This window comes from Streptomyces sp. PTL18 (assembly GCF_059510295.1).
The window spans coordinates 71606-94699 of sequence record NZ_JCAJZO010000019.1 but is presented as its reverse complement, the minus strand read 5'-3'; the positions used below and the strand labels follow the sequence as shown (position 1 = coordinate 94699).

The 23094-nt window shown below is 71.6% G+C and carries 21 protein-coding genes, 1 tRNA gene and 2 pseudogenes; 10 read left to right on the top strand and 14 right to left on the bottom strand.

From position 1 onward, the window contains the following. Positions 1 to 4 precede the first annotated feature (4 nt). The 6 genes and pseudogenes from AC5WS8_RS28780 to AC5WS8_RS28755 form a co-directional block, all read left to right on the top strand. A complete protein-coding gene (locus AC5WS8_RS28780; protein ID WP_496106409.1) occupies positions 5 to 577 on the top strand; it encodes a helix-turn-helix domain-containing protein in 573 nt (190 codons plus the stop codon). Then, the gene (locus AC5WS8_RS28775; protein ID WP_496106408.1) at positions 574 to 1107 is read left to right on the top strand and encodes a GNAT family N-acetyltransferase; all 534 of its coding nucleotides are present in this window, start codon (positions 574 to 576) and stop codon (positions 1105 to 1107) included. Before AC5WS8_RS28780 ends, AC5WS8_RS28775 begins: the two co-directional genes overlap by 4 nt. A 42-nt stretch (positions 1108 to 1149) precedes the next feature. Beyond that, complete coding sequence (locus tag AC5WS8_RS28770; RefSeq protein WP_496106407.1) at positions 1150 to 1521, top strand: MmcQ/YjbR family DNA-binding protein; 372 nt, start codon at positions 1150 to 1152, stop codon at positions 1519 to 1521. Positions 1522 to 1613: 92 nt separating this feature from the next. Further along, positions 1614 to 1687 (top strand) — tRNA-Pro (locus AC5WS8_RS28765). A 157-nt stretch (positions 1688 to 1844) separates the two neighbouring features. After that, on the top strand, positions 1845 to 2963 hold the full coding sequence (locus tag AC5WS8_RS28760) for a PP2C family protein-serine/threonine phosphatase (protein ID WP_496106406.1): 1119 nt from the start codon (positions 1845 to 1847) through the stop codon (positions 2961 to 2963). 87 nt (positions 2964 to 3050) lie between these two features. Further along, positions 3051 to 3610, top strand: a pseudogene (locus tag AC5WS8_RS28755) (zinc-binding dehydrogenase); the annotation flags it as partial. Positions 3611 to 3655: 45 nt separating this feature from the next. On the opposite strand, the gene AC5WS8_RS28750 reads toward AC5WS8_RS28755, so the two are convergent. The 9 genes from AC5WS8_RS28750 to AC5WS8_RS28710 all read right to left on the bottom strand — a co-directional run bounded on the left by AC5WS8_RS28750 (position 3656) and on the right by AC5WS8_RS28710 (position 14107). Then, entirely contained in the window at positions 3656 to 4972 is a 1317-nt protein-coding gene (locus AC5WS8_RS28750) for an MptA/MptB family glycosyltransferase (protein ID WP_496106405.1), read from the bottom strand. Between the two features lie 225 nt (positions 4973 to 5197). Beyond that, positions 5198 to 6409, bottom strand: coding sequence for an amidohydrolase family protein (locus AC5WS8_RS28745; RefSeq protein WP_496106404.1), 1212 nt, complete (start codon positions 6407 to 6409; stop codon positions 5198 to 5200). Positions 6410 to 6518: 109 nt separating this feature from the next. Beyond that, on the bottom strand, positions 6519 to 7922 hold the full coding sequence (locus AC5WS8_RS28740) for a glutamine synthetase family protein (protein ID WP_496106403.1): 1404 nt from the start codon (positions 7920 to 7922) through the stop codon (positions 6519 to 6521). 423 nt (positions 7923 to 8345) lie between these two features. Then, entirely contained in the window at positions 8346 to 9104 is a 759-nt protein-coding gene (locus AC5WS8_RS28735; RefSeq protein ID WP_496106402.1) for a GntR family transcriptional regulator, read from the bottom strand. A 91-nt stretch (positions 9105 to 9195) separates the two neighbouring features. Next, positions 9196 to 10197, bottom strand: a complete 1002-nt coding sequence (locus AC5WS8_RS28730) for a proline racemase family protein (protein WP_496106401.1) — start codon at positions 10195 to 10197, stop codon at positions 9196 to 9198. 136 nt (positions 10198 to 10333) lie between these two features. After that, positions 10334 to 11230, bottom strand: coding sequence for a dihydrodipicolinate synthase family protein (locus AC5WS8_RS28725; protein WP_496106400.1), 897 nt, complete (start codon positions 11228 to 11230; stop codon positions 10334 to 10336). 33 nt (positions 11231 to 11263) lie between these two features. Then, on the bottom strand, positions 11264 to 12670 hold the full coding sequence (locus tag AC5WS8_RS28720; RefSeq protein WP_496106399.1) for an FAD-dependent oxidoreductase: 1407 nt from the start codon (positions 12668 to 12670) through the stop codon (positions 11264 to 11266). Further along, a complete protein-coding gene (locus AC5WS8_RS28715; RefSeq protein WP_496106398.1) occupies positions 12660 to 12959 on the bottom strand; it encodes a (2Fe-2S)-binding protein in 300 nt (99 codons plus the stop codon). Before AC5WS8_RS28715 ends, AC5WS8_RS28720 begins: the two co-directional genes overlap by 11 nt. Beyond that, on the bottom strand, positions 12956 to 14107 hold the full coding sequence (locus AC5WS8_RS28710) for an NAD(P)/FAD-dependent oxidoreductase (RefSeq protein ID WP_496106397.1): 1152 nt from the start codon (positions 14105 to 14107) through the stop codon (positions 12956 to 12958). The genes AC5WS8_RS28715 and AC5WS8_RS28710 overlap by 4 nt, the downstream gene beginning before the upstream one ends. A gap of 326 nt (positions 14108 to 14433) precedes the next feature. Here AC5WS8_RS28710 and AC5WS8_RS28705 point away from each other — a divergent pair. After that, a pseudogene (locus tag AC5WS8_RS28705) lies at positions 14434 to 14661 on the top strand (aldo/keto reductase); the annotation flags it as partial. Between the two features lie 125 nt (positions 14662 to 14786). Here the strand turns inward: AC5WS8_RS28705 and AC5WS8_RS28700 are convergent. The 3 genes from AC5WS8_RS28700 to AC5WS8_RS28690 all read right to left on the bottom strand — a co-directional run bounded on the left by AC5WS8_RS28700 (position 14787) and on the right by AC5WS8_RS28690 (position 17819). Beyond that, positions 14787 to 15323 carry an NUDIX hydrolase family protein gene (locus AC5WS8_RS28700; protein ID WP_496106396.1) on the bottom strand — a complete coding sequence of 179 codons (537 nt, stop codon included), beginning with the start codon at positions 15321 to 15323 and terminating at the stop codon, positions 14787 to 14789. Between the two features lie 145 nt (positions 15324 to 15468). Continuing rightward, positions 15469 to 16158 (bottom strand): response regulator, encoded by a 690-nt coding sequence (locus AC5WS8_RS28695; protein WP_496106395.1) that lies wholly within the window; start codon positions 16156 to 16158, stop codon positions 15469 to 15471. Continuing rightward, the gene (locus AC5WS8_RS28690; protein ID WP_496106394.1) at positions 16158 to 17819 is read right to left on the bottom strand and encodes an ATP-binding protein; all 1662 of its coding nucleotides are present in this window, start codon (positions 17817 to 17819) and stop codon (positions 16158 to 16160) included. Before AC5WS8_RS28690 ends, AC5WS8_RS28695 begins: the two co-directional genes overlap by 1 nt. 286 nt (positions 17820 to 18105) lie before the next feature. Between AC5WS8_RS28690 and AC5WS8_RS28685 the strand changes: the two genes are divergently transcribed. From AC5WS8_RS28685 to AC5WS8_RS28675, 3 genes are read left to right on the top strand one after another with little or no spacing between them, the layout of a single operon-like run. Then, positions 18106 to 18981, top strand: coding sequence for an ABC transporter ATP-binding protein (locus AC5WS8_RS28685; RefSeq protein ID WP_496106393.1), 876 nt, complete (start codon positions 18106 to 18108; stop codon positions 18979 to 18981). Beyond that, complete coding sequence (locus AC5WS8_RS28680; RefSeq protein ID WP_496106392.1) at positions 18978 to 19856, top strand: ABC transporter permease; 879 nt, start codon at positions 18978 to 18980, stop codon at positions 19854 to 19856. The genes AC5WS8_RS28685 and AC5WS8_RS28680 overlap by 4 nt, the downstream gene beginning before the upstream one ends. A 50-nt stretch (positions 19857 to 19906) precedes the next feature. Beyond that, on the top strand, positions 19907 to 21001 hold the full coding sequence (locus tag AC5WS8_RS28675; RefSeq protein WP_496106391.1) for an ABC transporter substrate-binding protein: 1095 nt from the start codon (positions 19907 to 19909) through the stop codon (positions 20999 to 21001). A 65-nt stretch (positions 21002 to 21066) separates the two neighbouring features. Here AC5WS8_RS28675 and AC5WS8_RS28670 read toward each other — a convergent pair whose 3' ends face one another. Beyond that, positions 21067 to 21867 carry a COG4705 family protein gene (locus tag AC5WS8_RS28670; RefSeq protein WP_496106390.1) on the bottom strand — a complete coding sequence of 267 codons (801 nt, stop codon included), beginning with the start codon at positions 21865 to 21867 and terminating at the stop codon, positions 21067 to 21069. A gap of 184 nt (positions 21868 to 22051) precedes the next feature. Next, positions 22052 to 22627 (bottom strand): hypothetical protein, encoded by a 576-nt coding sequence (locus AC5WS8_RS28665; protein ID WP_496106389.1) that lies wholly within the window; start codon positions 22625 to 22627, stop codon positions 22052 to 22054. Between the last annotated feature and the right edge of the window lie 467 nt (positions 22628 to 23094).

Below are 23094 nucleotides of genomic sequence, written 5' to 3'. Positions count from 1 at the left end.
GAATATGGGAAACGACGTCATCGACTCCGTCGACGCCCGGCTCGCGGCCCGTCTCGCCGGGCTGCGGGCCGAACGCGGCTGGTCGCTGGAGGAACTGGCCGAGCGCAGCGGGATCAGCCGCTCGACCCTGTCCCGCGCCGAACGCGCCGAGATCAGCCCCACCGCCGCGCTGCTGAACCGTCTGTGCGCCGTCTACGGCCGCACGATGTCCCGGCTGCTCAGCGAGGTGGAGGCGGAGCCTGCGCAGGTGGTGCGCGCCGCCGGGCAGCCCGTGTGGCAGGACCCGGCGTCCGGCTTCGTGCGGCGGTCGGTGTCCCCTCCGCACCCCGGTCTGCGCGGTGAACTCGTCGAGGGGCGGCTTGCGGCGGGGGCCGACATCGCGTACGACCGGCCGCCCGTGCCCGGGCTCGAACAGCACATCTGGGTCCTCGACGGAGCGCTGCAGGTGACCGCACAGGACGTCGAACACCGTCTCTCCGTCGGCGACTGCCTGCGGATGCGGGTCTGGGGGCCGACGCGGTTCTGCTGCCCGGGGCCCGAGGACGCGCGGTACGCGCTGGTGGTGGTGCTCCCGTGACCGTGATCGACAGACTCGGCGGGTCGGAGGTGCTGGCATGTTCCGGGGAGCTGGCCGATCTGCTGACCGACACCGTCCACGGCGGGGCGTCCATCGGATTCCTCGCGCCGCTGGACCGGACGGAGGCCCTGGCCTGGTGGAAGGCGCGGGCGCGCGCGGTCGACGCGGGCGGCGTCGCTGTGTGGGCGGCCCGGGCGGGGGACCGGGTGACGGGCACGGTGGGCCTCGCCTTCCCGGACAAGCCCAACAGTCGCCACCGGGCCGAGCTGGTCAAACTCATGGTGCACCGCGAGGCCCGCGGCAAGGGCCTCGCGCGCAGGCTGCTGGCCACCGCCGAGCGGGCCGCCGCCGAGGCCGGTGTCACCCTGCTCCACCTGGACACGGAGTCCGGCAGCCCCGCGGAGTCGCTGTACCGGTCCGCGGGCTGGACCAGCGTCGGTTCGATACCGGACTTCGCGGCGACCCCGTCGGGCGTCCTGCAGCCCACGACGATCTTCTACAAGCGCCTGGCGCCGCTTTCCCGAGCGTGACCGGCCGCCCGCTTGTCAGTGGTGTTGGCTACGGTGCGGGACATGCCGGACGCCGAAGACGTACGCCGTATCGCCCTTTCCCTGCCGGAGAGCACGGAGAAGATCGCCTGGAGCATGCCCACGTTCCGGGTCGCGGGGAAGATGTTCGCCACGCTGCCCGAGGACGAGTCGTCCATGGCGGTGCGGTGTCCCAAGGAGGAGCGGGACGAACTGGTCCTGGCGGAGCCCGGGAAGTTCTGGGTCGCCGGCCATGAGGCACAGTTCGCCTGGATCCGGGTGCGCCTCGCCGCCCTGGAGGACGTGACCGAGCTGCGCGACATCCTCGCCGACTCCTGGCGTCAGGCGGCCCCGCCCCGCCTCCTCGACCACCATCCGGACCTGGGTCTCCCGGCGGGGGAGGGGTGCGGCGAGTGAGCGGCGCGCAAAGGGATGCGCGACCACAGCCCTGAGTGCGGTATTGTTTCTGTGCGCGTTCGGCCAGGGGAAACCCCAGGTCAGGCGGGCAACGGGACGTGGCGCAGCTTGGTAGCGCACTTGACTGGGGGTCAAGGGGTCGCAGGTTCAAATCCTGTCGTCCCGACAGTGATGTCGGGTGTTTTCGCAGCCAGGGGGCCCTCTTGGGAGGGCCCCCTGGCTGCATGGGCAGGGGCGGCCGACAGGCCCTCTGCCACTTCCGCCACCGTGCACGGTGGCACATCTCGACCCGATGTCCGCTTTGTCCCTATAGGATGCAGTTTGTGATCAGGTCGGGACGGCTCCGACGCCGCCGCCCTTTGTTCGGTGGCCGGCGGGACACCGTACTGCTGTCGCCGGTGATCCTCACCGTCCTCGTCGCCAGTCTGGCATTCGCCACACCGAGACAGATCGCCTTCAGCCGCCTGCTGCCTGCGGCGCCCGCGCTCGCCGCCGCGCTGTGGCCCGTGCTTCCGACGGTCCTGCTGGGGGCGTTCTGCCTGCTGGTGATGATCGGGCTCAGCTTCGTCTACTCCGATCTGGGGACGCCGTACACGGCCGCTGCGATCGTCGCGGTCACGTTGGCCGCCGCGTATGCGAGCCATCTCAGGCTTCAGCGGGAGGAGGCACTCTTCCAAGTCCGGCTCGTCGCCGACGCAGCCCAGAAGGTGCTGCTGCGGCCGCTGCCGCGCCGCATCCAGCACATCGAAATCGAGTCGCTGTATCTGGCTGCCCAGGAGCAGGCTCGGATCGGAGGTGACTTCTACGAGGCGATCGACACACCGTACGGGGTCCGGCTGCTCATCGGTGACGTGCGGGGCAAGGGGCTGTCGGCGGTGGGGGAGGCCTCCGCGGTGATCAACTGCTTCAGGGAGAACGCGTACGACCAGCCCGATCTGATGGGCATCATTCGTCGCCTGGAGGCCAGTCTGGCGCGCTACAGTGCCGATACGCCCGTCCAGGACAGGCCGGAGCATTTCGCCACCGCTCTCCTCGCCGAGATCCCTTACGACGGCGGGCACGTCAGGATCCTCAATTGCGGGCACCCGCCACCGCTGCTCGTGCGGCGCGGGGAGATCCACATCCACGAGCCCACCCTTCCCTCCCCGCCCCTCAACCTCGCGCCTCTCCTCGGAAGCCACTACTACGTCGATACCGTCGCCTTCTCCTCGGGCGACCAGATGCTGCTCTACACCGACGGCGTAACGGAGACCCGGGATCGCGCCGGCATTTTCTTCCCGCTGCCGGAGTGGATGCGGCAGCACGGCCCGGCGCCGCCCCGTGAACTACTGGACCGGCTCCATCGGGACCTGCTCCACTACAGCGGCGGAAGACTCGAGGACGACATCGCGGCCCTCGCGGTGCGCTGCCGGCGCACCGGGGCTCAGGAGCACTCCGCATGAGTGGTGGGCACGCACCTCGCCGCATGGCTTCGGGCCGGGGCTCCTTGTAGGTCGGTGATCAGGGGAGCGGGGCACGGTGGAATCAATGAGGTCGGGCCCGGCTCCACCGCCGTCGTCGTCCGTGACGGCGCGGCGGGCCGGCCCGGCGCCATCGCGGCCGAGGAGCTGGGGGCCGACCGGATCGTCGCCGTGCGCCGGCACCCCTCCCGGCAGGAGCCGGCCCGGGAGTTCGGTGCCACCGACACCGACACCGACACCGACACCGTCACCGAGCGCGGCGAGGAAGGCATCGCCCGCGTCAATGAGCCGACCGACGGGGTCGGCGCCGACAGCGTGCCGGCGTGCGTGGGCACGCGGGAGCCGTCGCTCCAGGCGCTGCGTTCCACCCGTCCGGGCGGCAACGTCGGATTCGTCGGAGTCCCGCACGACGTGGCCTTCGACGGCCGGGAGCTGTTCTTCTCCCACCTCGGCCTGCGCGGCGGCCCGGCTCCGTACCCGGCTGCCTGCCCGAACTGATCCAGCGGGTCCTCGACGGCCGCATCAACCCCGGCAGGGTCTTCGATCTCACCCTGCCCCTGGAGCAGGTCGCCGACGGCTGCCGGGCCATGGACGAGCGCCGCGCCGTCAAGACCCTCCTCAAGCCCTGACACGTCAGCCGGACCCTCGCGGGGCCCTGACCGTCCCCTTCTGGTTCACAGGGTCCAGCCGTGACCGCCGCTGTTGTGGGACAGAGCCAGAACGGCGGTGGCCGCGACGAGGTAACGGGTGAGGTGGCCTTGGCGGAACAAGGCCGCCGCTGCCCAGGCGAGAGCCGTGTACCAAGGCATCGTCCATGGAGCGGTGAGGACCCAGGCGAAGGCGAGCACGAACGGCACGGCGACGACCGCGGGAGCGTCCGCGGGAACGCGGCGGTGGAGTGCCCAGGCCAGCGCCAGCATCACAAGGGGCCACAGGACACCGGTCGCGTTCGTGGCCGCGTGAGCGCCCACGAACGAGGCGGTGAACTCCTCGAACACCGCCCACAGCGACGGTGTGGAGACCATGTGCGAGGCGGCTGAGAGCGGGGCGAGGGCGTGCAGGCCGTACACGCCGTAGAGGACGGCCGGCGTCAGCGTGGCCGCGCACGTCAGCCGGGCAGCCTGACGCCAGGCGCCTGCACGCAGCAACGCCCAGGCCAGTCCGACGCCGAGCAGGGCGGCACTTATCTTGACACCGCAGGCCAGGCCGACCAGCCCCCCGGCGATCAGGTCGTGGCGCCATCGGGTGGCCCTGCGGACGAGGTGGATCGCGCACACGGTCAGGCACGCGATGATGGTGTCCAGGTGCCCGCCCGCCACCAGCACACCGATCAGGAGCGGGTTGGCGATCCACAGCAGGCAGGCCCGGACCGGATCGTCGGACGTACGGATCAGCAGATAGCCCGTGCCCAGGAACGCGGCTGCGTTGGCCAGCATCAGTGCCCATATCGTCAGCCACGGCCGATCACCGCCGAGGAACGCCGCAGCGGCCTGCCACCACGTGGCGACCGGCCCGTACACGGACGGGGTGTGCCGCCACCCCTCGCTCACCAGATGGGCGTAGGCGCCTCCCAGTTCCGCGGGGGTCGTCACGTACGGGTCGCCGCCGAGCGCGGCGATACGGCCGTATGCGGCGTAGCTCGCCATGTCGGAGGAGCCGACCGGGGTGAGGTTGGCGACGACGAGCACGGCGAGCGCGCCGGTGCCGAACAGGTGCCACGGGCGTGGCCTCCAGCCCCGCTCGTGCGCGTGGAGCAGCCCGAACGTGCCGAGACACGACAGCACGATGGCCGCGTAGGTCACCGCCGCGGACATGGTGCCGGGCATGGCGGGCAGCCGAAGCCAGGTGATCGGTGCCCTGAGCGTGTTGTGGTTCGGCGCGCTCGCGCCGACCAGCCCGAACAGCGCGATGCCTGCCCCGGCCGTCCATACGGCTGCGCGCGGCCCGAACCGGCCGGCGACCGTCGGCGCCGGGAACGGAATTGTTCGCATCCGACCCGCGGAATGCGGAGCCCACTCGTTGTTCTCGGTCGTCACGGTCACTCGCTGGTCGGTGTCGGTTGGGTTCGTCCGGGCTTGAGGCGGTGGAAGAAATCGCAGGCTAAGCCACGCGGCCACCGAGATCCACAACCGGCTCGGGCTTGGAGCCTTGCAGTGGTACGCCGACGAATCAAGCCCGGGAGCCGGCATGGTCGGCCAGTCGTCACCGTAGGAATCTCACCGGGGCAGCCCGTACACACGGCAGGCGTTGTCGCCGCCCGTCCACGCGACGATCCGCCGTGCGTCGGGCAGGCTCAGTTCGTCGGCGTCCACCCGGTCCTGGAGCAGTTCTCCCAGGCCCCGCCGGAAGGCAAGTGCGCCGAGCCGGTAGAACTCGGGGACCCCGTAGGCGTCGGAGCTGTACAGGAGTTTGCGGAACGGGGTGATCTCGAGAGCCTCCTCCAGGACCGCCCGGGCGCGGACCGGCCCGACATGATGCAGCGTCAGCCCGACATCGAGATACACCTGTTCGAACACGGTGGCCAGGTAGGCAGCCTGACGTTGGTAGGGCCAGCAGTGCAGGAGCAGCACGGCGATCGTCCCCGAGGTGAGGTGCAGCCAGTCGGTCAAATGTGTGGGGTCCACCTGGTGCATCCTGATGTCGTTGTCCCCGAAGCCGGTGTGCAGTTGCAGGGGCAGCCCGAGGTCCACCGCCGTCCAGAGCAGATGCCGTACGAGGACGGGATCGTTCAGCCGGGGGCGAGCGTGAGTGGCCGCATCGGCTCCGTCAGCGGTGCGGCTGCCGGTTCTCGCCGGGGCCAGCCAGCGCCGTGCCGCCTCGGTGACATCCGCGTCCGAGGGCCGGCCGGGATCCAGGTCGAATCCGGTGCGGTACGCGGCGACGGACTTCACCGCCACCGCGCCCCGCTCCTCGACGGCTTTCCGCACGGCGGCGACGAACACGGAGGCGTACTCGTCCGGCTCCACTCCCTCGGCTGCCACCGCCTCCGCGACGGCCTCCAGACGTACGACCTCGTACGCGGCAGCCGCGGCACGCCCCGTGGCGGCGACGAGCTCCGCGGGTGCCGTGAGGCGGTGCGGGGTGAATCCGGTGTCCACACAGAACACCTCCGTCCCGGCAGCGGCGATGAACCTCCGGTTCACCTCGCGCCATCCCAACTCGGCCCGCCGTGCCAGGTAGTCCGCGGCGGGAGCGTGCCGCGGCAGGTCCAGCAGGGGAGCACAGTGGCGGCGGATCGCCACGCCGACGGGGCTGTCGAAGGGCGAGATGCCGCTGCCGGGCCATACGTCCCCTTCGGTGATCAGCGAGTGGAACTCCTCCGGAGTCGGATCGGCGCTGAGGACGCCATGACAGTGGTGATCCACGAGGGGCACACCGGCGATGGCCTCGTGGACCGGCCCGGTGGCGGGCGATGGTGAGCTGCTCACGGCTGGGCGGCCTCCTGGGGTGGTCGGTGGGCGTCCGCTGTCCCGCCTCCGGCCGGCGTTTCGCGGCGCTGCTCCGCAGCGCTGAGGGCTTCTCAGCGGTTCTCAGGTCTCAGTACTTCCACCGGTACGCCGCCGCCACGAGCTCGTCGTCGAGCCCGGCCACGGCGGCGATCTCCCCGAGGCGTACCGCGATCACCGCGTCCGCCAGGACCGGCCCCAGTGCGGCGCGAAGCCGCTCGTCCTCGCGAAACGCCCCGACGGCCTCGTCCAGCGACGCCGGCAGCCGGTGCACGCCCCGGGCCTGCGCCTCCTCGGCACTGAACCGTGCGGGGTCTCCGGTGACCTCCCGGGGCAGCTCGGAGGACGACTCCAGGCCGTCCAGCCCGGCGGCGACGAGGCAACCGAGCGCGAGATACGGGTTGGCGGCCAGGTCGACCGGCTTCACCTCCAGGTTCGCCGCCCGTCCGCGCAGCCCCGCCGTGCCGGTGATGACCCGCACGGCGCATTCGCGGGTCTCGTGGCCCCACACGCCGAAGACCCCCGCCCACTGCGAGGGTCTGAGCCGCAGGTAGCTCGCCGGGCTCGGGGCGGTCACCGCCGTGAGGGCCGGCAAGTGGGCGAGCAGGCCGGCGGCGAACGACTCGGCCTCGGCGGTCATGCCGTAGTGGCGCTCGCCGTGTGCGTGCAGATTGGCCCCGTCACGCCAGGCGGAGAGATGGACGTGCCCGCCGTTGCCCACTCCTTCCGCGAGGACCGCCGGGGAGAAGGAGACCTTCAGCCCATGGCGCTGGGACACGGCCCGGATGGTCTGCCGTACCAGCACACTCCGGTCGGCCGCGGCCACCGGGTCGAGCGCGCCGACCGAGATCTCGAACTGGCCGGCCGCGTACTCGGGGTGGATCTGTTCGACGTCCACGCCCTGCGCGGCGCAGGCGGCCAGCAACTCGGCGATGTAGTCGCTCAGTTCGACCTGCCGGGTGGCGCCATAGGCCGGACCGCAGGTTGCCGGGACCAACTCGTCCCCTGGCGCGGTCCCCTGCCCGATCGTCCATTCCACCTCGATGGCCGCCTTGAAGGTGAGCCCGTGGACCCGGGCCGCCTCCGTGACGACACGGCGCAGGAAGCTGCGGCCGCACCCCGGGTGCCGTTCCCCCTCCTGGGTGATCCGGTCGACCGGAGCCCAGGCCCAGCCCGGTTGTCCCGACAGCACCACCAGGTGGTCCAGGTCGGGGTACAGGCGAAGATCACCGTCCGGCGAGCCCAGAACGTCGGTGGAGACGATGGAGTCGTTCGCCAGGAAGGTGTCGAACACCGGCGACATGCCCACTCCCCAGGCGGCCGCCGACGCCAGCCGGGTCGTCGGGACGGTCTTCACCCGGCCGATGCCCGCGGTGTCGACGTACGCCAGGACGACTCCGTGCACGCCCCGTGCGGACAGCTCCGCCTCCAGCGCGGTGGCCCGCTCGACATCACCCGGGCGCCCGCCGGGGACAGGGTCGGCAAGGGTGGTCATGCGTCCTCCTCGGCGCGTGGCGCCCCAGCGCCCCCGCACCAGGTCGTGTTGGCGATGTACCCGGCCCAGGATGGCACCGCGACGGGGTTCAGGGGGCCGGCCGTGAGATTGCCAGGAGTGTCGCACCGCCGAGGACGGGAACGGCGGCGGATGCGCGAAGTCTTGACATCTTCTGTCCGACTGCGCGGACGGGACACCGACGTGATGACAGCGCAGTCATGGGGGACACCGACCTCGGCCCGGTCTCCTCCGGCCAGGGCCAGAAGGGCGGAGTGAGGCTTCCGGGGACGATCGCTGCCCGGGACGAGGTTCAGGATCGCTGTGGTTTCCGACGACCCGTCGCTGACGCGGGACTCGGCCACCGTCGGAGGTGCGGCCCCCAGCAGTGATCCCCCGGAGTCGGACCGGGCCGCGCTGACATGGTCAGTCGCCGGCCGGGCCGCGCGGGCGTGGTCGGTCCCCGGCTCGGTCCTGGTCACCGTTCCGGTCTCGGCCGTGGGCCGCCCACAGGCCGCGGACATGCCCGAGGTGGCGGGTCATCACCGTCCGTACGGCTTCCTCGTCCCGTTCCAGGAGGGCGTCGAGGAGTTCGAGGTGCTCCTGGGCGGAGGCGAGCAGCCGGCCCGCCTCGACGAGCGTGGTCAGCCCATACAGGCGCGACCGCTTGCGCAGGTCGCCGACCACATCGACGAGGTGCGCGTTGCCGGCGAGGGCCAGCAGGCCGAGATGGAAGCGCGTGTCGGCCTCGACGTAGGCGATGAGGTCCCCGGCCGCCGCGGCGGCGACGATCTCCCGGGCGGCCGGACGCAGGGCCTCCAGCGAGACCCGATCGGCGGTCGCGGCCAGCGCCGCGGTGGTGGGGATCTCGACGAGGGAGCGGATGTGGGTGTATTCGTCGAGCTGCTTCTCGGAGACCTCGGTGACCCGGAAGCCCTTGTTGGGGACGGTGTCGACCAGGCCCTCCTTGACCAGGTCGAGCATGGCCTCGCGCACCGGCGTCGCCGAGACGCCGAAGCGGGCGGCGAGCGTCGGCGCGGAGTACACCTCGCCGGGGCGCAGCTCGCCCGCGATCAGCGCGGCCCGCAGGGCGTCGGCGACCCGCTCGCGGTAACTGCTCCTTCTGCCGCCCAGCGCGGGCAGGGCGGGAGCGGGGGAGGGCGAGCTGGGGCGCGGGGCGGCCATGGTGGTTCTGTCTCCTCGATGCTGTGCAATGTCACGCGGCACCAGTGTTCCAGTGCTCCGGCACTCCCGTGCGGGGGAGCGGTGGGCGGGCCTACAGCACGAACCCCGCCGGGAAGGGGTCCTCCGGGTCCAGAAGGTACTGTGCCGTGCCGGTCACCCACGCCCGCCCGGTGAAGCTGGGCAGCACCGCGGGGCGGCCGGCGACCTCGGTGGTCCCGAGCAGGCGCCCCGTGAACCGCGTCCCGATGAAGGACTCGTTCACGAAATCGGTGTGCAGGGGAAGTTCGCGGCGCGCGTGCAGCTGCGCCATGCGCGCGCTGGTGCCCGTACCGCACGGGGAGCGGTCGAACCAGCCCGGGTGGATGACCATGGCGTGCCGGGACAGCCGGGCGGTGGCGCCCGGCGCGTACAGATGGACGTGGTGGCAGCCGCGGATCGTGGGGTCCTCGGGGTGGACGGGCTCCTCCTCGGCGTTGATCGCCTCCATCAGCGCGAGCCCCGCCGCCAGGATGTCGTCCTTGCGGCCTCGCTCGAACGGCAGTCCGAACTCGGCCAGCGGCAGGATCGCGTAGAAGTTGCCACCGTACGCGAGGTCGTAGGTCACCGTGCGCCCGTCGGGCAGGGTGGCCTTGCGGTCCAGGCCCGCGCAGAAGGACGGCACGTTCCTGAGCGTGACCGCTTTCGCGGTGCCGCCCTCCACCGCGACCTCTGCGACGACGAGCCCCGCCGGGGTGTCCAGGCGGATGGTGGTCACCGGCTCGACCACCTCGACCATGCCCGTCTCGACCAGCACGGTCGCCACCCCGATCGTGCCGTGCCCGCACATCGGCAGATAGCCGGAGACCTCGATGTAGACCACGCCCCAGTCACAGTCGGTGCGGGTGGGCGGCTGGAGGATCGCGCCGCTCATCGCGGCGTGCCCGCGCGGCTCGTTCATCAGCAACTGCTTGACGTCGTCGCGGTGTTCACGGAACCACAGGCGGCGCTCGTTCATGGTGGCGCCGGGGATGGTGCCGATGCCGCCGGTGATCACGCGGGTGGGCATGCCCTCGGTGTGGGAGTCGACGGCGTGCAGGACGAGTGTGCTGCGCATGACTGCTCCTTATCGACGCTCGGTTCGCCTCCGGGGCGCGAGGAGCCTGATGCGGGGGCCGACCGTGCTCAACCCTTCGGGCCCGCGCGCTCGGCTCTCGACACCGGCGCGCCCCTTCGGCTCACTCGCGGCCCGCTCAGGCAAGGCCTGCAGCCACGGCCTTCTCCGTGGCGGCGCGCACGGCGGCCTCCTGCTCGGGCGGCAGCGGCATGCGCGGCGGGCGTACGGGACCGCCGTACCGGCCCACGACGTCCATCGACAACTTGATGGCCTGCACGAACTCCACGCGGGAGTCCCAGCGCAGCAGCGGGTGCAACTGCCGGTACAACGGCAGCGCGGTGTCGAGGTCGCCCGCGACCGCGGCACGGTACAGCTGCACCGAGGCGCGCGGGAGGGCGTTGGGGTAGCCGGCCACCCAGCCCTTGGCGCCGGAGACCGCGAGTTCCAGCAGGACGTCGTCGGCACCGATCAACAGGTCGATCTCGGGGGCGAGTTCGGCGAGGCGATAGGCGCGTCGGGGGTCGCCCGAGAACTCCTTGACCGCATGGACGAACCCCTCGCCGTACAGCCTGGCGAGCAGTTCGGGCACGAGGTCGACCTTGGTGTCCACCGGGTTGTTGTACGCCACCACGGGCAGTCCTGCCTTCGCGACCTCCTCGTAGTGCGCGAGCACGGACCGCTCGTCGGCACGGTAGGCGTTCGGCGGAAGCAGCATCACCGACGCACAGCCCGCGTCGCGTGCCTGCTCGGCCCAGCGGCGGGCCTCCGCCGAGCCGTACGCGGAGACCCCGGGCATCACCCGGGCCCCGCCGATCGCGGCCACGGCGGTCTCCACGACCCTGGCCCGCTCCTCGGGAGTGAGCACCTGGTACTCGCCGAGCGAGCCGTTCGGCACGACACCGTCGCAGCCGTTCTCCACCAGCCAGGCGCAGTGGTCGGCGAATTTGGCGTGGTCGACGGCGAGTTCACCGGTGAGCGGCAGCGCGGTGGCGACGAGAACGCCGCGCCAAGGGCGGTGCTGCGGGACGGTCATACGCGGTACCCCATCTCGATGACGTGTGACATGTTACTGGTGGTCGTCTTGCCGACGGTCCTCTCCGGGCTCCCCGGCCAGCACCCCGAGCGGCACCGGCCGCGCGAACGGTCCGAGGGCCGCTGTCTCCGCGCACCCGGCGATCCCGGCGACCCCGGGGCCGCACATCCGGCCCTGGCACCAGCCCATCCCGGCCCGGGTCAGCAGCTTCACCGTCCGCAGATCACCTGCGCCCAACTCCGCGACGGCCTCCCGTACGGCCCCGGCGCGCACCTCCTCGCAGCGGCACACCACGGTGTCGTCGGTGACCTGTTCGGCCCAGCGGGCCGGCGGCGCGTACGCGGTGCCGAGCGCCGCGGAGAACCCGCGCAGCCCCACCCGGCTCCGCACGGCACGCTCCCACGCCCGCGGATCGGGCACGGCACCGGCGAGCCGCGCGGCGACGGACCGTCCGGCGATGTGCCCCTCGGCGAGGGCGAGCGCCGCGCCACCGATCCCGGTGGCCTCACCCGCCGCCCACACCCCGGGCACGCCGGTGCGCTGTTCGTCGTCGACGGCGATGTGCCCCCCGTCGACACGGCAGCCGAGGGTTGCGGCGAGGTCGGTGTGCGGAAGCATCCCATGCCCGATGGCGAGGGTGTCACAGGGGACACGGCGGGCGGTGCCGGGCCGGATCCGTCCTGCGGCGTCGAGCGCGGCGACGGTCACCGCCTCCAGCCGGTCGGTGCCCTGTGCCTCGATCACGGTGTGCCGGGTCAGGACCCGCACCCGGTGCCGCAGCAGCCCGGCCGCGTACGCCGCCGCCTCCACCGCTTTGCCGGGCCGCGCGGCCAGGGCTCCGGCGCACCGTACCAAGGCCCTCGGGTCGGCCGACTCCACGAGTGCGGCGACCGTCACTCCCGCCGTCGCGAGCCCGGTCGCGACCGGCAGCAGCAGCGGCCCGGTCCCCGCCACGACCGCCCTGCGCCCCGGCACCACCAGTGAGCCCTTGAGCATGGCCTGGGCGCCCCCGGCGGTGACGACCCCGGGCAGCGTCCAGCCGGGGAAGGGCAGCACCCGCTCGTAGCCGCCGGTCGCCAGCAGCACGGCGCGGGCCCGCACGGTGACGGGCCGCTCCTGCTCGGGCCCGAGCAGCGCGTGCACCTCGAACTCCGCGGACTCCTTCTCGACACCCCACACATGGTGGTCCGCCAGGTGGCTGACGCGTCCGGCCGCGAGGTGCCGGTCGAGTCCTTCGCGCAGCCGCAGCCAGGTGCGCCACTGGTGGTGCAGGGCCCGCGCGCGCCGCGCGCCGAGTGCGGCGGCGGGCTGCCGGTAGAACTGGCCGCCCGCCTCGGTGGCCGCGTCGACAACCGTGACGCGGACGCCGTGTGCCGCCGCCGCGAGCGCCGCGGCGAGCCCCGCCGGGCCCGCGCCGATCACCGCCAGGTCAGTCCGCATGCCCCGTCCCCTCCTGCGTCCGGATCACATCGCCCGGCCTCACCGGCACCAGACAAGCGCGCTGGTTCGGCCGGTCGTTGACCGTGATCAGGCAGTCGAAGCACACGCCGATCCCGCAGAAGACCCCGCGCGGACGGCCCTCGTGCCGGGTCGTGCGCCAGGAGGTGACGCCCGCCGCCCACAGCGCCGCCGCGACCGTCTGGCCGGGCAGTGCCTCGATCTCACGGCCGTCGAACGTCACCGTGAAGCCGGGGCCCGGCCGGGCCCCGGCGACCTTCAGCGGATTCACACGGCCTCCTGTTCGAAACGCTCCGGACGGAACGGCCCGAGGTCCAGCTCGGGTGCCCTGCCGCTCAGCGACCGCGCGATCAACCGCCCGGTTCCGGTGGCGAGTCCGATCCCCGCCCCCTCGTGACCGCAGGCGTGCAGCAGCCCCGGCACCCGGGGATCCGGGCCGAGGGCGGGCAGATGGTCGGGCAGGTACGGCCGGAAGCCGAGATAGGCACGCATCGCCCGTACCCGCGCCAGGAACGGGAACAGCCGGGTCGCGCCCGCCGCCAGCGCGCGTACGACCGGCGGGGAGAACGACCGGTCGAAGCCGACCCGTTCGCGGCTCGCCCCGATCAGGACGGGTCCGGCGGCCGTGCCCTCGACGACCGGTGAGGTCTGCAGGGCCGCCGAGTCGCTGGCCACGTCCGCGACATAGTCGGCGGCGTACACCTTGTGCCGCACCCGGCGCGGCAGCGGCTCGGTGACGAGCACGAAACCGCGCCGGGGGAGGACCGGGAGGTGCACTCCCGCCAGCGCGGCCAGCTCGCCGCCCCAGGTACCGGCGGCGTTCACGACGGCCGGGGCGAGGACGTCGCCGCAGGTCGTGCGCACCCCGCGCACCGTTCCCCGCGGCGTGCGCAGCACCTCCGTCACGGTCCGGCAGGTCAACAGGAGGGCCCCGGACGCCCGTACGAGATGGGCGGCGGCCAGCGTCGGCATCACCTGGCAGTCCTGCGGGTAGAGCACGCCGCCCGCGAGGCCGGGGGACAGGTACGGCTCCAGGTCGTGCAGCCGGTCGGCGGCGACATCCACCGCCTCGACCCCGGCGGCCCGCTGACCGGTTGCGAAGTCCGCCAGGGCGGTGAGCCCTTCGGGGGACGAGGCGACGACGACACCGCCCTTGGGTTCGTACTCGATCTCCGGTCCCAGCTCCGCGGCCAGCTGCGCCCACAACCGCAGTGACAACAGGGCGAGTTCGAGTTCGGGCCCCGGTTCCTTGTCCGAGACGAGCAGATTGCCCTCGCCGGTGCCGGTCGTGCCGCCGGCCACGGGGCCGCGATCCACGAGGACGACGTCCATGCCCTCGCGGGCGGCGTACAGCGCACAGGCGGCGCCCACCATCCCCGCGCCCACGACCACGACATCGCAGCTCAGCCGCTGACTCACGGTCAGTACTATGTCACATGGTTCCATTCGGGGACAGGGGTCGGCGAACACCGCCGTACCTGGAGGCACGAGTTGCCGTCCGCCCCTGGCGGGCCACGGCCCCTGACCGGCGGGCCACGGCCCTTGACTTCAAGCGTGCTCCGAGCTGAAGACTCCCGTTCCAGCCCGACCTGCGGGCCGCGACGGGAGTAAGACCATGAAGTACCGGACGATCGGCACCGATCCGAAGACCCGCCGCCGTGTCAGCGTGCTCGCGCTCGGCGCGATGCTGTTCGGCTCCCGGACGGACGAGAAGACCTCCTTCACGCCCGGACGCCCCGTCGTCCCGGGACTTCGATCACCAGGGCACCCCGGCCCGGCTCGCGGTGCTGCGGGAGGTGGCGCGGGAGACCGGGGCGAGCGTCGACCAGGTCGTGCCGGCCTGGCAGCTCGGCGGCGACCTGCCGGTGCTGCCCCTGGTCGGCGCCTCGTCGGTGGCGCAGCTGGAGGAGAACCTGGCGGCCGTGGACCTCGAACCGACCGCGGAGCAGCGGGCGCGGCTGGACGCGGCGCACCGAGCAGCGACAGCCCCGGTGACGCGACCGCCGGCCAGGCGCCGCCAGACCTCCGGCCGACGGGCGCGTCGCTCAGAAGGGCCGCGTCGCTCAACACGGCCGCGTCACCCAGGACGGGCCGTCGCTCAGGACAGACAGCCGATGTGGGCCAGGGCCTGCTTGAGCAGGACCCCCTGGCCGCCGGGCATCTCGTTCTGGACCACGGCCGACGCGGCCTCCTGGGGGCTGAACCACTCCAGGTCCAGCGCGTCCTGGCGGGGACGGCAGTCACCGGCCACCGGGACGATGTAGGCGAGGGCCACCGAGTGCTGGCGGGGGTCGTGGAACGGGGTGATCCCCAGTGTCGGGAAGTACTCGGCGACGGTGAAGGGCTGCAGGGAGGGCGGGACGCGGGGCAGCGCCACCGGACCGAGGTCCTTCTCCAGGTGGCGCAGGAGGGCGTCCCGGACCCGTTCGTGGTGCAGCACCCGCCCCGAGACGAGGGTGCGGCTGACGGTCCCGTCGGGCCCGATCCGCAGCAACAGTCCGATGCTGGTGACTTCACCGCTGTCGTCGACGCGCACGGGCACGGCTTCCACGTACAGGATCGGCATGCGGGCTCGCGCCAGCTCCAGCTCGTCGGGAGTCAGCCAGCCGGGCGTGGTTTCGGTCGTGTCAGGCATTGCCTGATCGTAAGGTCAACACCCCGGCATCGGCCGCGTGTCCCACCAGGTCAGACGCAAGTCACACTCACGGCATGTCCTCGGCCGTCCGTGCGGACCGCTTTCCCGGACCGGCGAAATCAGGTCGGTGACGGCAGGGCGGCGGTCAGGTGACGATGCGGTACAGGTGCTCCGGACGCCCCGTCGCCCCGTACCGGAGCTCCAGCCGGACCATGCCCTCCTTGACGAGGTAGGACAGGTAGCGCTGCGCCGTCGCCCGGGAGACCCCGGTGAGTTCGGCCGCCTCGGCCGCCGACACGGGACCGGGGGCGGAGCGCAGCGCCTGGTGGACGAGGGTCAGGGTGGGCGCCGAGTGCCCCTTGGCCGGCACCCGCGGGACGGCCGGTGGCCGGGTGGCGCTGAACAGGGCGTCCACGTCGGCCTGGTCGGTCTCGGCGGCCGGTCCCAGCGCGTGCACGCGGTGCTGGAGCTCTTGGTAGGCGGTCAGCCGCCCGGCGAGGTCGGGGGAGCCGAAGGGCTTGACGAGGTATCCCACGGCGCCCAGTTTCATGGCCGTGCGGACCGACTCGATGTCCCGGTCCGCTGTGATCATGAACGCGTCCGGCCGGGAGCCGCCCTCGTCGCCGGTGAGCCGGCGCAGCACGTCGAGCCCGCTGCCGTCCGGCAGGAAGATGTCGAGCAGCAGCAGGTCCGGGTGCAGGGTGCGCACCGCCTCCAGGGCCTCGGTCACGGTCGCCGCCTCGCCGACCACCTCGAAGCCCTTGACCCGGCTCACGTACTCGCTGTGGATGTGGCTCACCCGGAAGTCGTCGTCCACGACCAGGGTTCGGATCATCAGCGGTCGCCTCCCACCGGCAACGCCGTCGTGAACAGTGCGTCCTGCGGCGGTGATGCCGCGTCCGGCAGCGGCAGGACGACGGTGAACACCGCGCCCGGGCCCTCGCTGACCGTGACCGTGCCGCCGTGCCGCTGCACCAGCCGGTGCACCAGGGCGAGTCCCAGGCCGCGCCGGGCCGTGTCCCGCTCGGGACGGGTCGACCAGCCGTCCTCGAAGATCGCCTCGGCGGCGCCCGGCGGGACCCCCGGCCCGGTGTCCGCCACCCGCACGGTCACCTGGTCGAGGTCCTCGGTGAGGGTGAGCCGCACCTCGCGGCCGGTGGCCGGAGGAGGCCCGTCGCCCGCCGCGTCGACCGCGTTGTCCAGCAGGTTGCCGACGATCGTCAGCAACCGGCGCAGATGCGGCGGGTCCTGGCCGAGCGCGGAGTCGTCGTCGAGCACGATCCGCACCCCGCGTTCGGCGGCGACCGTGGTCTTCGCCACGATCAGCCCGACCATCAGCGAGTTCCCGATCCGTCTGCGCACCGACTCGGACAGTGCCTGCCCCGCACCGGCCGACCCGAGGGCGAACTCGTAGGCCGCGTCGTGGTCGCCGATGTCCAGCAGCCCGGCCAGGGTGTGCATCCGGTTGGTGAACTCGTGCTGCTGGGCCCGCAGCGCGTCGGTGAGCCCGCGTACGGAGTCCAGCTCGCGCAGCAGCCCGATCAGCTCGGTGCGGTCGCGCACGGTCACCACCGCGCCGAGTTCACGGCCGCGCAGCCGGACCGGCATGCGGTTGACGACGAGGCAGTGCTCGTCGGTCAGGACGCTGACGTCGGTGCCGGTCAGGGTGCCGTCCAGCGCCCGGCGCAGCCGGCCGTCGGGCAGCATCTCCTCGAGGGTGCTGCCGAGCGCGTTGCCGAGCCCGAGCAGCCGCCGGGCCTCGTCGTTCACCACGGTGACCCTGCCGTCCGTGTCGAAGGCGACCACGCCCTCCCGGATGCCGTGCAGCATCGCCTCGCGGTCCTGGAACAGCCCTGCGATCTCCTCCAGTTCGAGACCGAAGGTGGTCCGCTTCAGCCGCCGCGCCAGCAGATACGCGGCCGCCGAACCGAGCGCGGTGGCGATCGCGGCGTACAGGCCGAAGGTGGGCAGCTCGCGCCAGAGCTCGCCGAGCACGTACCGCTCCGGGAGCCCCGCCGACACCTCGCCGACCAGCTTGCCCGACGGCCCGTACAAGGGGGCCTTGGCATTGGCCGACCGCCCGGTGGCGCCCTGGTCGCTGCCGACGCGCGGACGGCCGTCCAGTACCTCGATCGGCTCGTCGACCGGCTCGCCGATGAGCTGCGGCATGGGGTGCGAGTGACGGACGCCGCGCAGGTCGAGCACGACGACGTACGACGCCCCGGACGCCCTGCGGATCCGTTCGGCGACGGCCTGCACCACACCGTGGTCGGTGCCGTCCGCCATGGCCTGACGGATCTGCGGCTCGGCGCCGGTGGTCCGCGCGATGGCCAGTGCCCGCTGCTCGTAGGAACGGTCGAGCTCGCCCCGCTGGGCGAACGCGAACAGCACGAAGCCGATCACGCCGGTGAGGCCGAGGATGAACAACTGGTTGGCGAGGATCCGAGCGGACAGCTTCCCTCTGCCGCTGCGGGCGATCCAGGTACGGATGGGCATCACAGGCGCCTCTTTGCCCCCGTCCTACGTCGTGCCGGGTACGGTCCCTGCGCCGGACCCGTGTGGCGCGATTGTGCCTGATGGCCGAAATTCTGCCCACCCCCGTTTCACTGAGCAGAACGAGCAGAACCCCGGGTTACGCGGCTATCGCGGGATACCTGTGAAACAGCGACGTAACACCGGGTGGCCCCTAGCGTCTGCCTTCACCCGCTCCCGACGAGGTGCGGAACTCGACCCGACGAGGTGTGGATCTCGCCCCTCGAGGCGTGGAAGGAGACGGCCCCCCATGGCTTCGCGAAACGATGTCGCGAAAAGCCCGATCACCGGTACGGCGACCGCAGGCGCAGCAGCGCGTGAGGATGCGCGCATCGAGATCTCCGGGCTCACCAAGCGATTCCTGACCCCTGCCGGTGAGGTGTTCACGGCGCTCCAAGACGTGTCGTTCACCGTGGAGCCGGGCCAGTTCTGCGCGGTGGTCGGCCCCACCGGCTGCGGCAAGTCGACCACATTGAGCATGGTGTCCGGGCTCGACCGGCCCAGCGAGGGCTCGGTCGAGGTGGGCGGCCGTGAGGTGGACGGCATCACCGACGGCGTCAGCTTCATGTTCCAGGCCGATGCGCTGCTGCCCTGGAAGACCGTCCTCGGCAATGTGCTGATGGGCCCGATCTTCCGTGGCGTGCCCAAGCAGCGGGCACAGGAGCAGGCTCGTGACTGGCTGCGTCGGGTCGGCCTCTCGGGGTTCGAGGACCGTTATCCGCACCAGCTCTCCGGCGGTATGCGCAAGCGCGTGGCGATGGCCGCGGCCCTGATCAACGAACCCAAGATCCTGATCATGGACGAGCCGTTCGGCGCCCTCGACGTGCAGACCAAGGCGATCATGTCGACCGAACTGCTCGGCCTGTGGGAACAGATCCGGCCGTCCGTCATCTTCATCACCCATGACCTCGACGAGGCCGTGGCACTCGCCGACCGCGTCGTCGTGATGACGTCGAGCCCCGGGTCGGTCAAGGCGGTCTTCGACATCGACCTGCCGCGCCCGCGCGGATCGGTCCAGGAGATCCGCTTCCAACCCCGCTTCATCGAACTGCAGCACCAGATCTGGGAAACGCTGCGCGACGAGGTCGAGCGCGCGTACGCACGCACCGCAGGAGGCACGGCATGAGCACGACGTCCACCGCTTCCGCCACGCCGGTCACGGACGGCGGGCAGGCCTCGGCGGCGGCCGCCGCCAAGCGTGCCGTCCGGCGGCGTGTCGCATCGGTGTGGGCGGGCCGCGTCGGTCTCGCGGTCCTCGTCATCGGGGGCTGGCAGGCGTTCACCACCTGGGGCATCGTCGACAAGTTCTTCTTCGGACAGCCGTCGGGCATCTGGAAGCGCCTCATCGAGCTCTTCCAGAACGGCACCGAGACCGGTTCCTTCTACGCGAACATCTGGACCACCATCCAGGAAGCGCTCGTCGGCTTCGCCGTCGGCACCGTCGCGGGCGTCGTCCTCGGTGTCGCCCTCGGACAGAGCCGCTTCCTGTCCGAGGTACTCGGCCCCTACATCAAGATCGTCAACGCCATCCCGCGCATCGTCCTCGGCTCGATCTTCATCGTCGCCTTCGGTATCGGCCTGACACCGAAGATCCTGCTCGCCGCCGTGCTGGTGTTCTTCATCGTCTTCTTCAACGCCTTCCAGGGCGTCCGCGAGGTCGACCGGAACGTCCTCGCCAACGCCAGGGTGCTCGGCGCCTCCAAGATCCAGATCACCCAGCACGTCATCGTGCCCTCGGCGCTGACGTGGATCATCGCCAGCCTGCACAGCGCGTTCGGCTTCGCCATCGTCGGCGCGCTCGTCGGCGAGGTGCTCGGCGCGCAGAAGGGCCTCGGCCTGGTCATCAAGACCGCACAGGACCAGTTCGACCCCGACGGCGTGTTCGCGACGATGCTCGTCATCGCGGTCATCGTGCTCGGCGCGGAGTGGCTGATCAGCAAACTCGAACACCGGCTGCTGTCCTGGCGCCCGCCGTCCCCCTCCGAGGCGAACAGCCTCTGATCCCCCTCGTCACCCGCTGCCTCTGAAAGTCCCGGAAGGAAAGGACCACCATGCTCAAGAGAGCCCTCACCGCGTCCCTCGTCACCGTCCTCGCCCTCGGCGCCGCCACCGCGTGTTCCAGCAGCTCCGGCAGCTCCGGCAGCTCCGGTTCGAGCGGCTCCGGCAGCACCCCGACCGTCAAGCTGATGGTCGGCGGTATCGACAAGCAGATCTACCTGCCCTACCAGCTGGCTCAGAACCTGGGCTTCTACAAGAAGTACGGCGTCAACGTCGAGCTCAGCACCGAGCAGAACGGCGGTATCGGCGCAGAGGACGCCATGATCTCGGGGCAGGTGGACATGGCGGGCGCCTGGTACAACCACACGATCGAGTTCCAGGCGAAGGGCAAGGCGGTCGAGGACGTCGTGCAGCTGTCCGGAGCACCGGGCGAGCGCGAGATGTGCACCAAGAAGTCCGGCGTCCACTCGGCAGCCGACTTCAAGGGCAAGACCCTCGGTGTGACCGACCTGGGTTCGGGCACCGACACCCTCACCCAGTTCATGGCCGCCAAGAAGGGCGTCAAGGTCGGCCAGTTCCACCGCATCGGGGTCGGCGCGGGCTCCACCGCCGTCGCCGCCCTGCAGAACGGCAAGATCGACTGCGTGATGACGACGCAGCCGACGGTCGCTGCGATCGAGAAGAAGGGCATCGGCACCTCGGCGATCGACCTGGCCACCACGAGCGGCGCCACGGCGGCGTTGGGCGGTGCCTTCCCGGCGGCCGGCGTGCTCGCCCGCACCGACTGGGTGAACGCGCACAAGGACGCGGTGCAGAAGGTCGTCGACGCGCTCGTGGCCACCATGCACTGGATCAACACGCACAGCGCGGCCGACATCGCCGACAAGCTGCCGCAGTCGTTCGTGCAGAACCAGCTGGTCACCAAGGCCGACTACATCAAGGCCCTGACCGAGGACAAGGGTCAGTTCCTCCCGGACGGCATCATGCCGGCCGGCGGTCCGAAGACCTCCCTGGCGACGGAGCAGCTGGTCGGCAACGTGAAGGGTTCGGTGGACCTCAGCAAGACGTTCACCAACGACTTCGCCATCCAGGCCAACAAGACCGAGGGCTTCAAGACCACCACGACCCCCGCGGGGGCGAACGGCTGAGCCCCCGGCACCGACACGATGCCGCCCCGCCTGTCCGCAACAGCGGCGGGCGGGGCAGTGCCATGTCACACGGCGGCCGGGTCGCTCCGCACATCGCGCCGCGAGACCGCCAGAAAGGCGACGAAGCCGAGGATCGCGACCGTCCACGAGAGGGTGACCGGGCCGAGGCCCCAGCCCAGGCCGCCGCGGCTGTGGGGAAGGGCCATCCAGTCGGCGATCGACGCGCCGAGGGGGCGGGTGACGACGTACGCGGACCAGAACGCGGCCACCGCGCCCAGCAGCCCCCCGCGATGGGCGACCGCGGGCACACAGATCGCGACGGCGTACAGGACGACGGACCCCAGGTAACCGAGGCCGATCGTGGCACTCAGGTCGCCGGCGGCCGTGCCGAGCGCGAACGTGGCGAGCACGGCCGCCCAGTAGAACGCCTCGCGGCGCCGGGTGGAGATGCTGTGGATCGACAGGGTCCGCTCGCTCGCGTACCACAGGGCGAACACGGCGGCCAGCGTCACCAGGAACAGCGGCGTCGAGAGGGCGTAGGGCACGCCGAGACCCACGTGCAGAACGTCGGCTGCCATCGTGCCGAACACACTGACCATGACGATGGCGGTCCAGTACACCCAGGCCACATACCGGCGGACGGCGAACTGCAGGACCAGGGACCCGAGCAGGGCGACGGCGCCGAGACCGACTGCCGGGATCGGGCCGAGCAGATGGGCCAGGTAGTCGGAGGCGGTCTCGCCCATTCCCGTGGTCAGAACCTTGATGATCCAGAAGTAGACGGTGACTTCCGGCACCTTGTTCGCCATCCCACGTATCCGGGCGGAGGTGCGGGGTCGGTCATCAAGGACGTGCTCAGTGCTCATGGCACGCACGATGACATGAGGGACTGCTGCTTCCACAGACCCCTTTGCCATTGTTTTGGATCTTCTGGTGCAGGCGTTGCCGCGGAGGTTCGCAAACCGCTGAGCCGACCCTCCCATGGGGGAGGGTCGGCTCAGCGGTTTGCGATGCTGCCCCCCGCGATTGATGCCGCGCGACGGACAGGCGCTACAGAGACCGGCTGATCACGCCCGGAGGCCTGGGGGTGAGCTCGGCGAAGTCGGTGCACGCCCCGAGTGGTTCCGTCGCCGGGCAACTGGCCTCCAATACCCTGCCGTTCGCAGTCAGCACGGTCACATAGACCACGTCGGCACGACTCGACAATGTCGCGTCGATCACGTTGCTCGGACCCACAGCCTGCCAGCCGCCGATGACGATCGGGTTTCCACTCGGCGGAGTCTCCCTGACCGTCAGGACGTACGTCTGCCCGTTGCAGACCACCGAGACGAACTTGTCCGGATCCTGAACTGTCGAGTCGATGTCGAAGCAGCCCGCGGCGGGCGGCCTGGGGTTGGGGCACCTGTCCTTGTCGTGGTCGCCGCGGGGAGTGCCCGCGCGGTGCTCGCAGTCGTCGCCGCCGAGCGCCGCGTTCCTGTGTGCCGTCTCGCCGCGTCCGACGGCCGCAGCCGGAGTGGCCAGTCCGACCGCCATCACGAGCGCGAGCGAGGCGAGCTTTCCGGCCTTCCTGTACCCCGCACGCGCCGGCGGTCCGAAGGAGAGAGGCTTGCTGCCTTCAAGGCTCATCTATGTGCTCCTTGCTTGGAAGGTTCCGGGTGGTTCCCCGAATCCGAAAGGGAGCTTCACCCGCTCACGCGGAGACCCTCCGCACGCCCTGCCGTGCGGGCCCCGTATATCAGCAAGTCGGACCACCGGGAGTGCCCCCGGTCGGGGGAGCCGACCCCCGGCGAGGCGTGTCGCTCCCCCACTGCGGACCCCCTCTTGAAGCGCCAGGAGCGGGATCGGCACTCCAAGTCCGGCAATCCCTGCTGCCGGCCTCCCGCCGTCACCTCGATCTGCTGCGCGTCTGCAGCGCGAGCAGCCCCCGGGGCTGAACCGGCGGAGCCGGGCCGCGCCCCCGTCACCCCGCGCCGGGAGTGCCGTCTGCCCGTCGGCCGTCCCCCCACCCCGTCGCGTCCCGGACTCCCGGCAGAGACATGTCCGCCCATGCCCTGACCGCCCTCCCGTCCGCGCGGCAACTCCCGGCCTTCCGC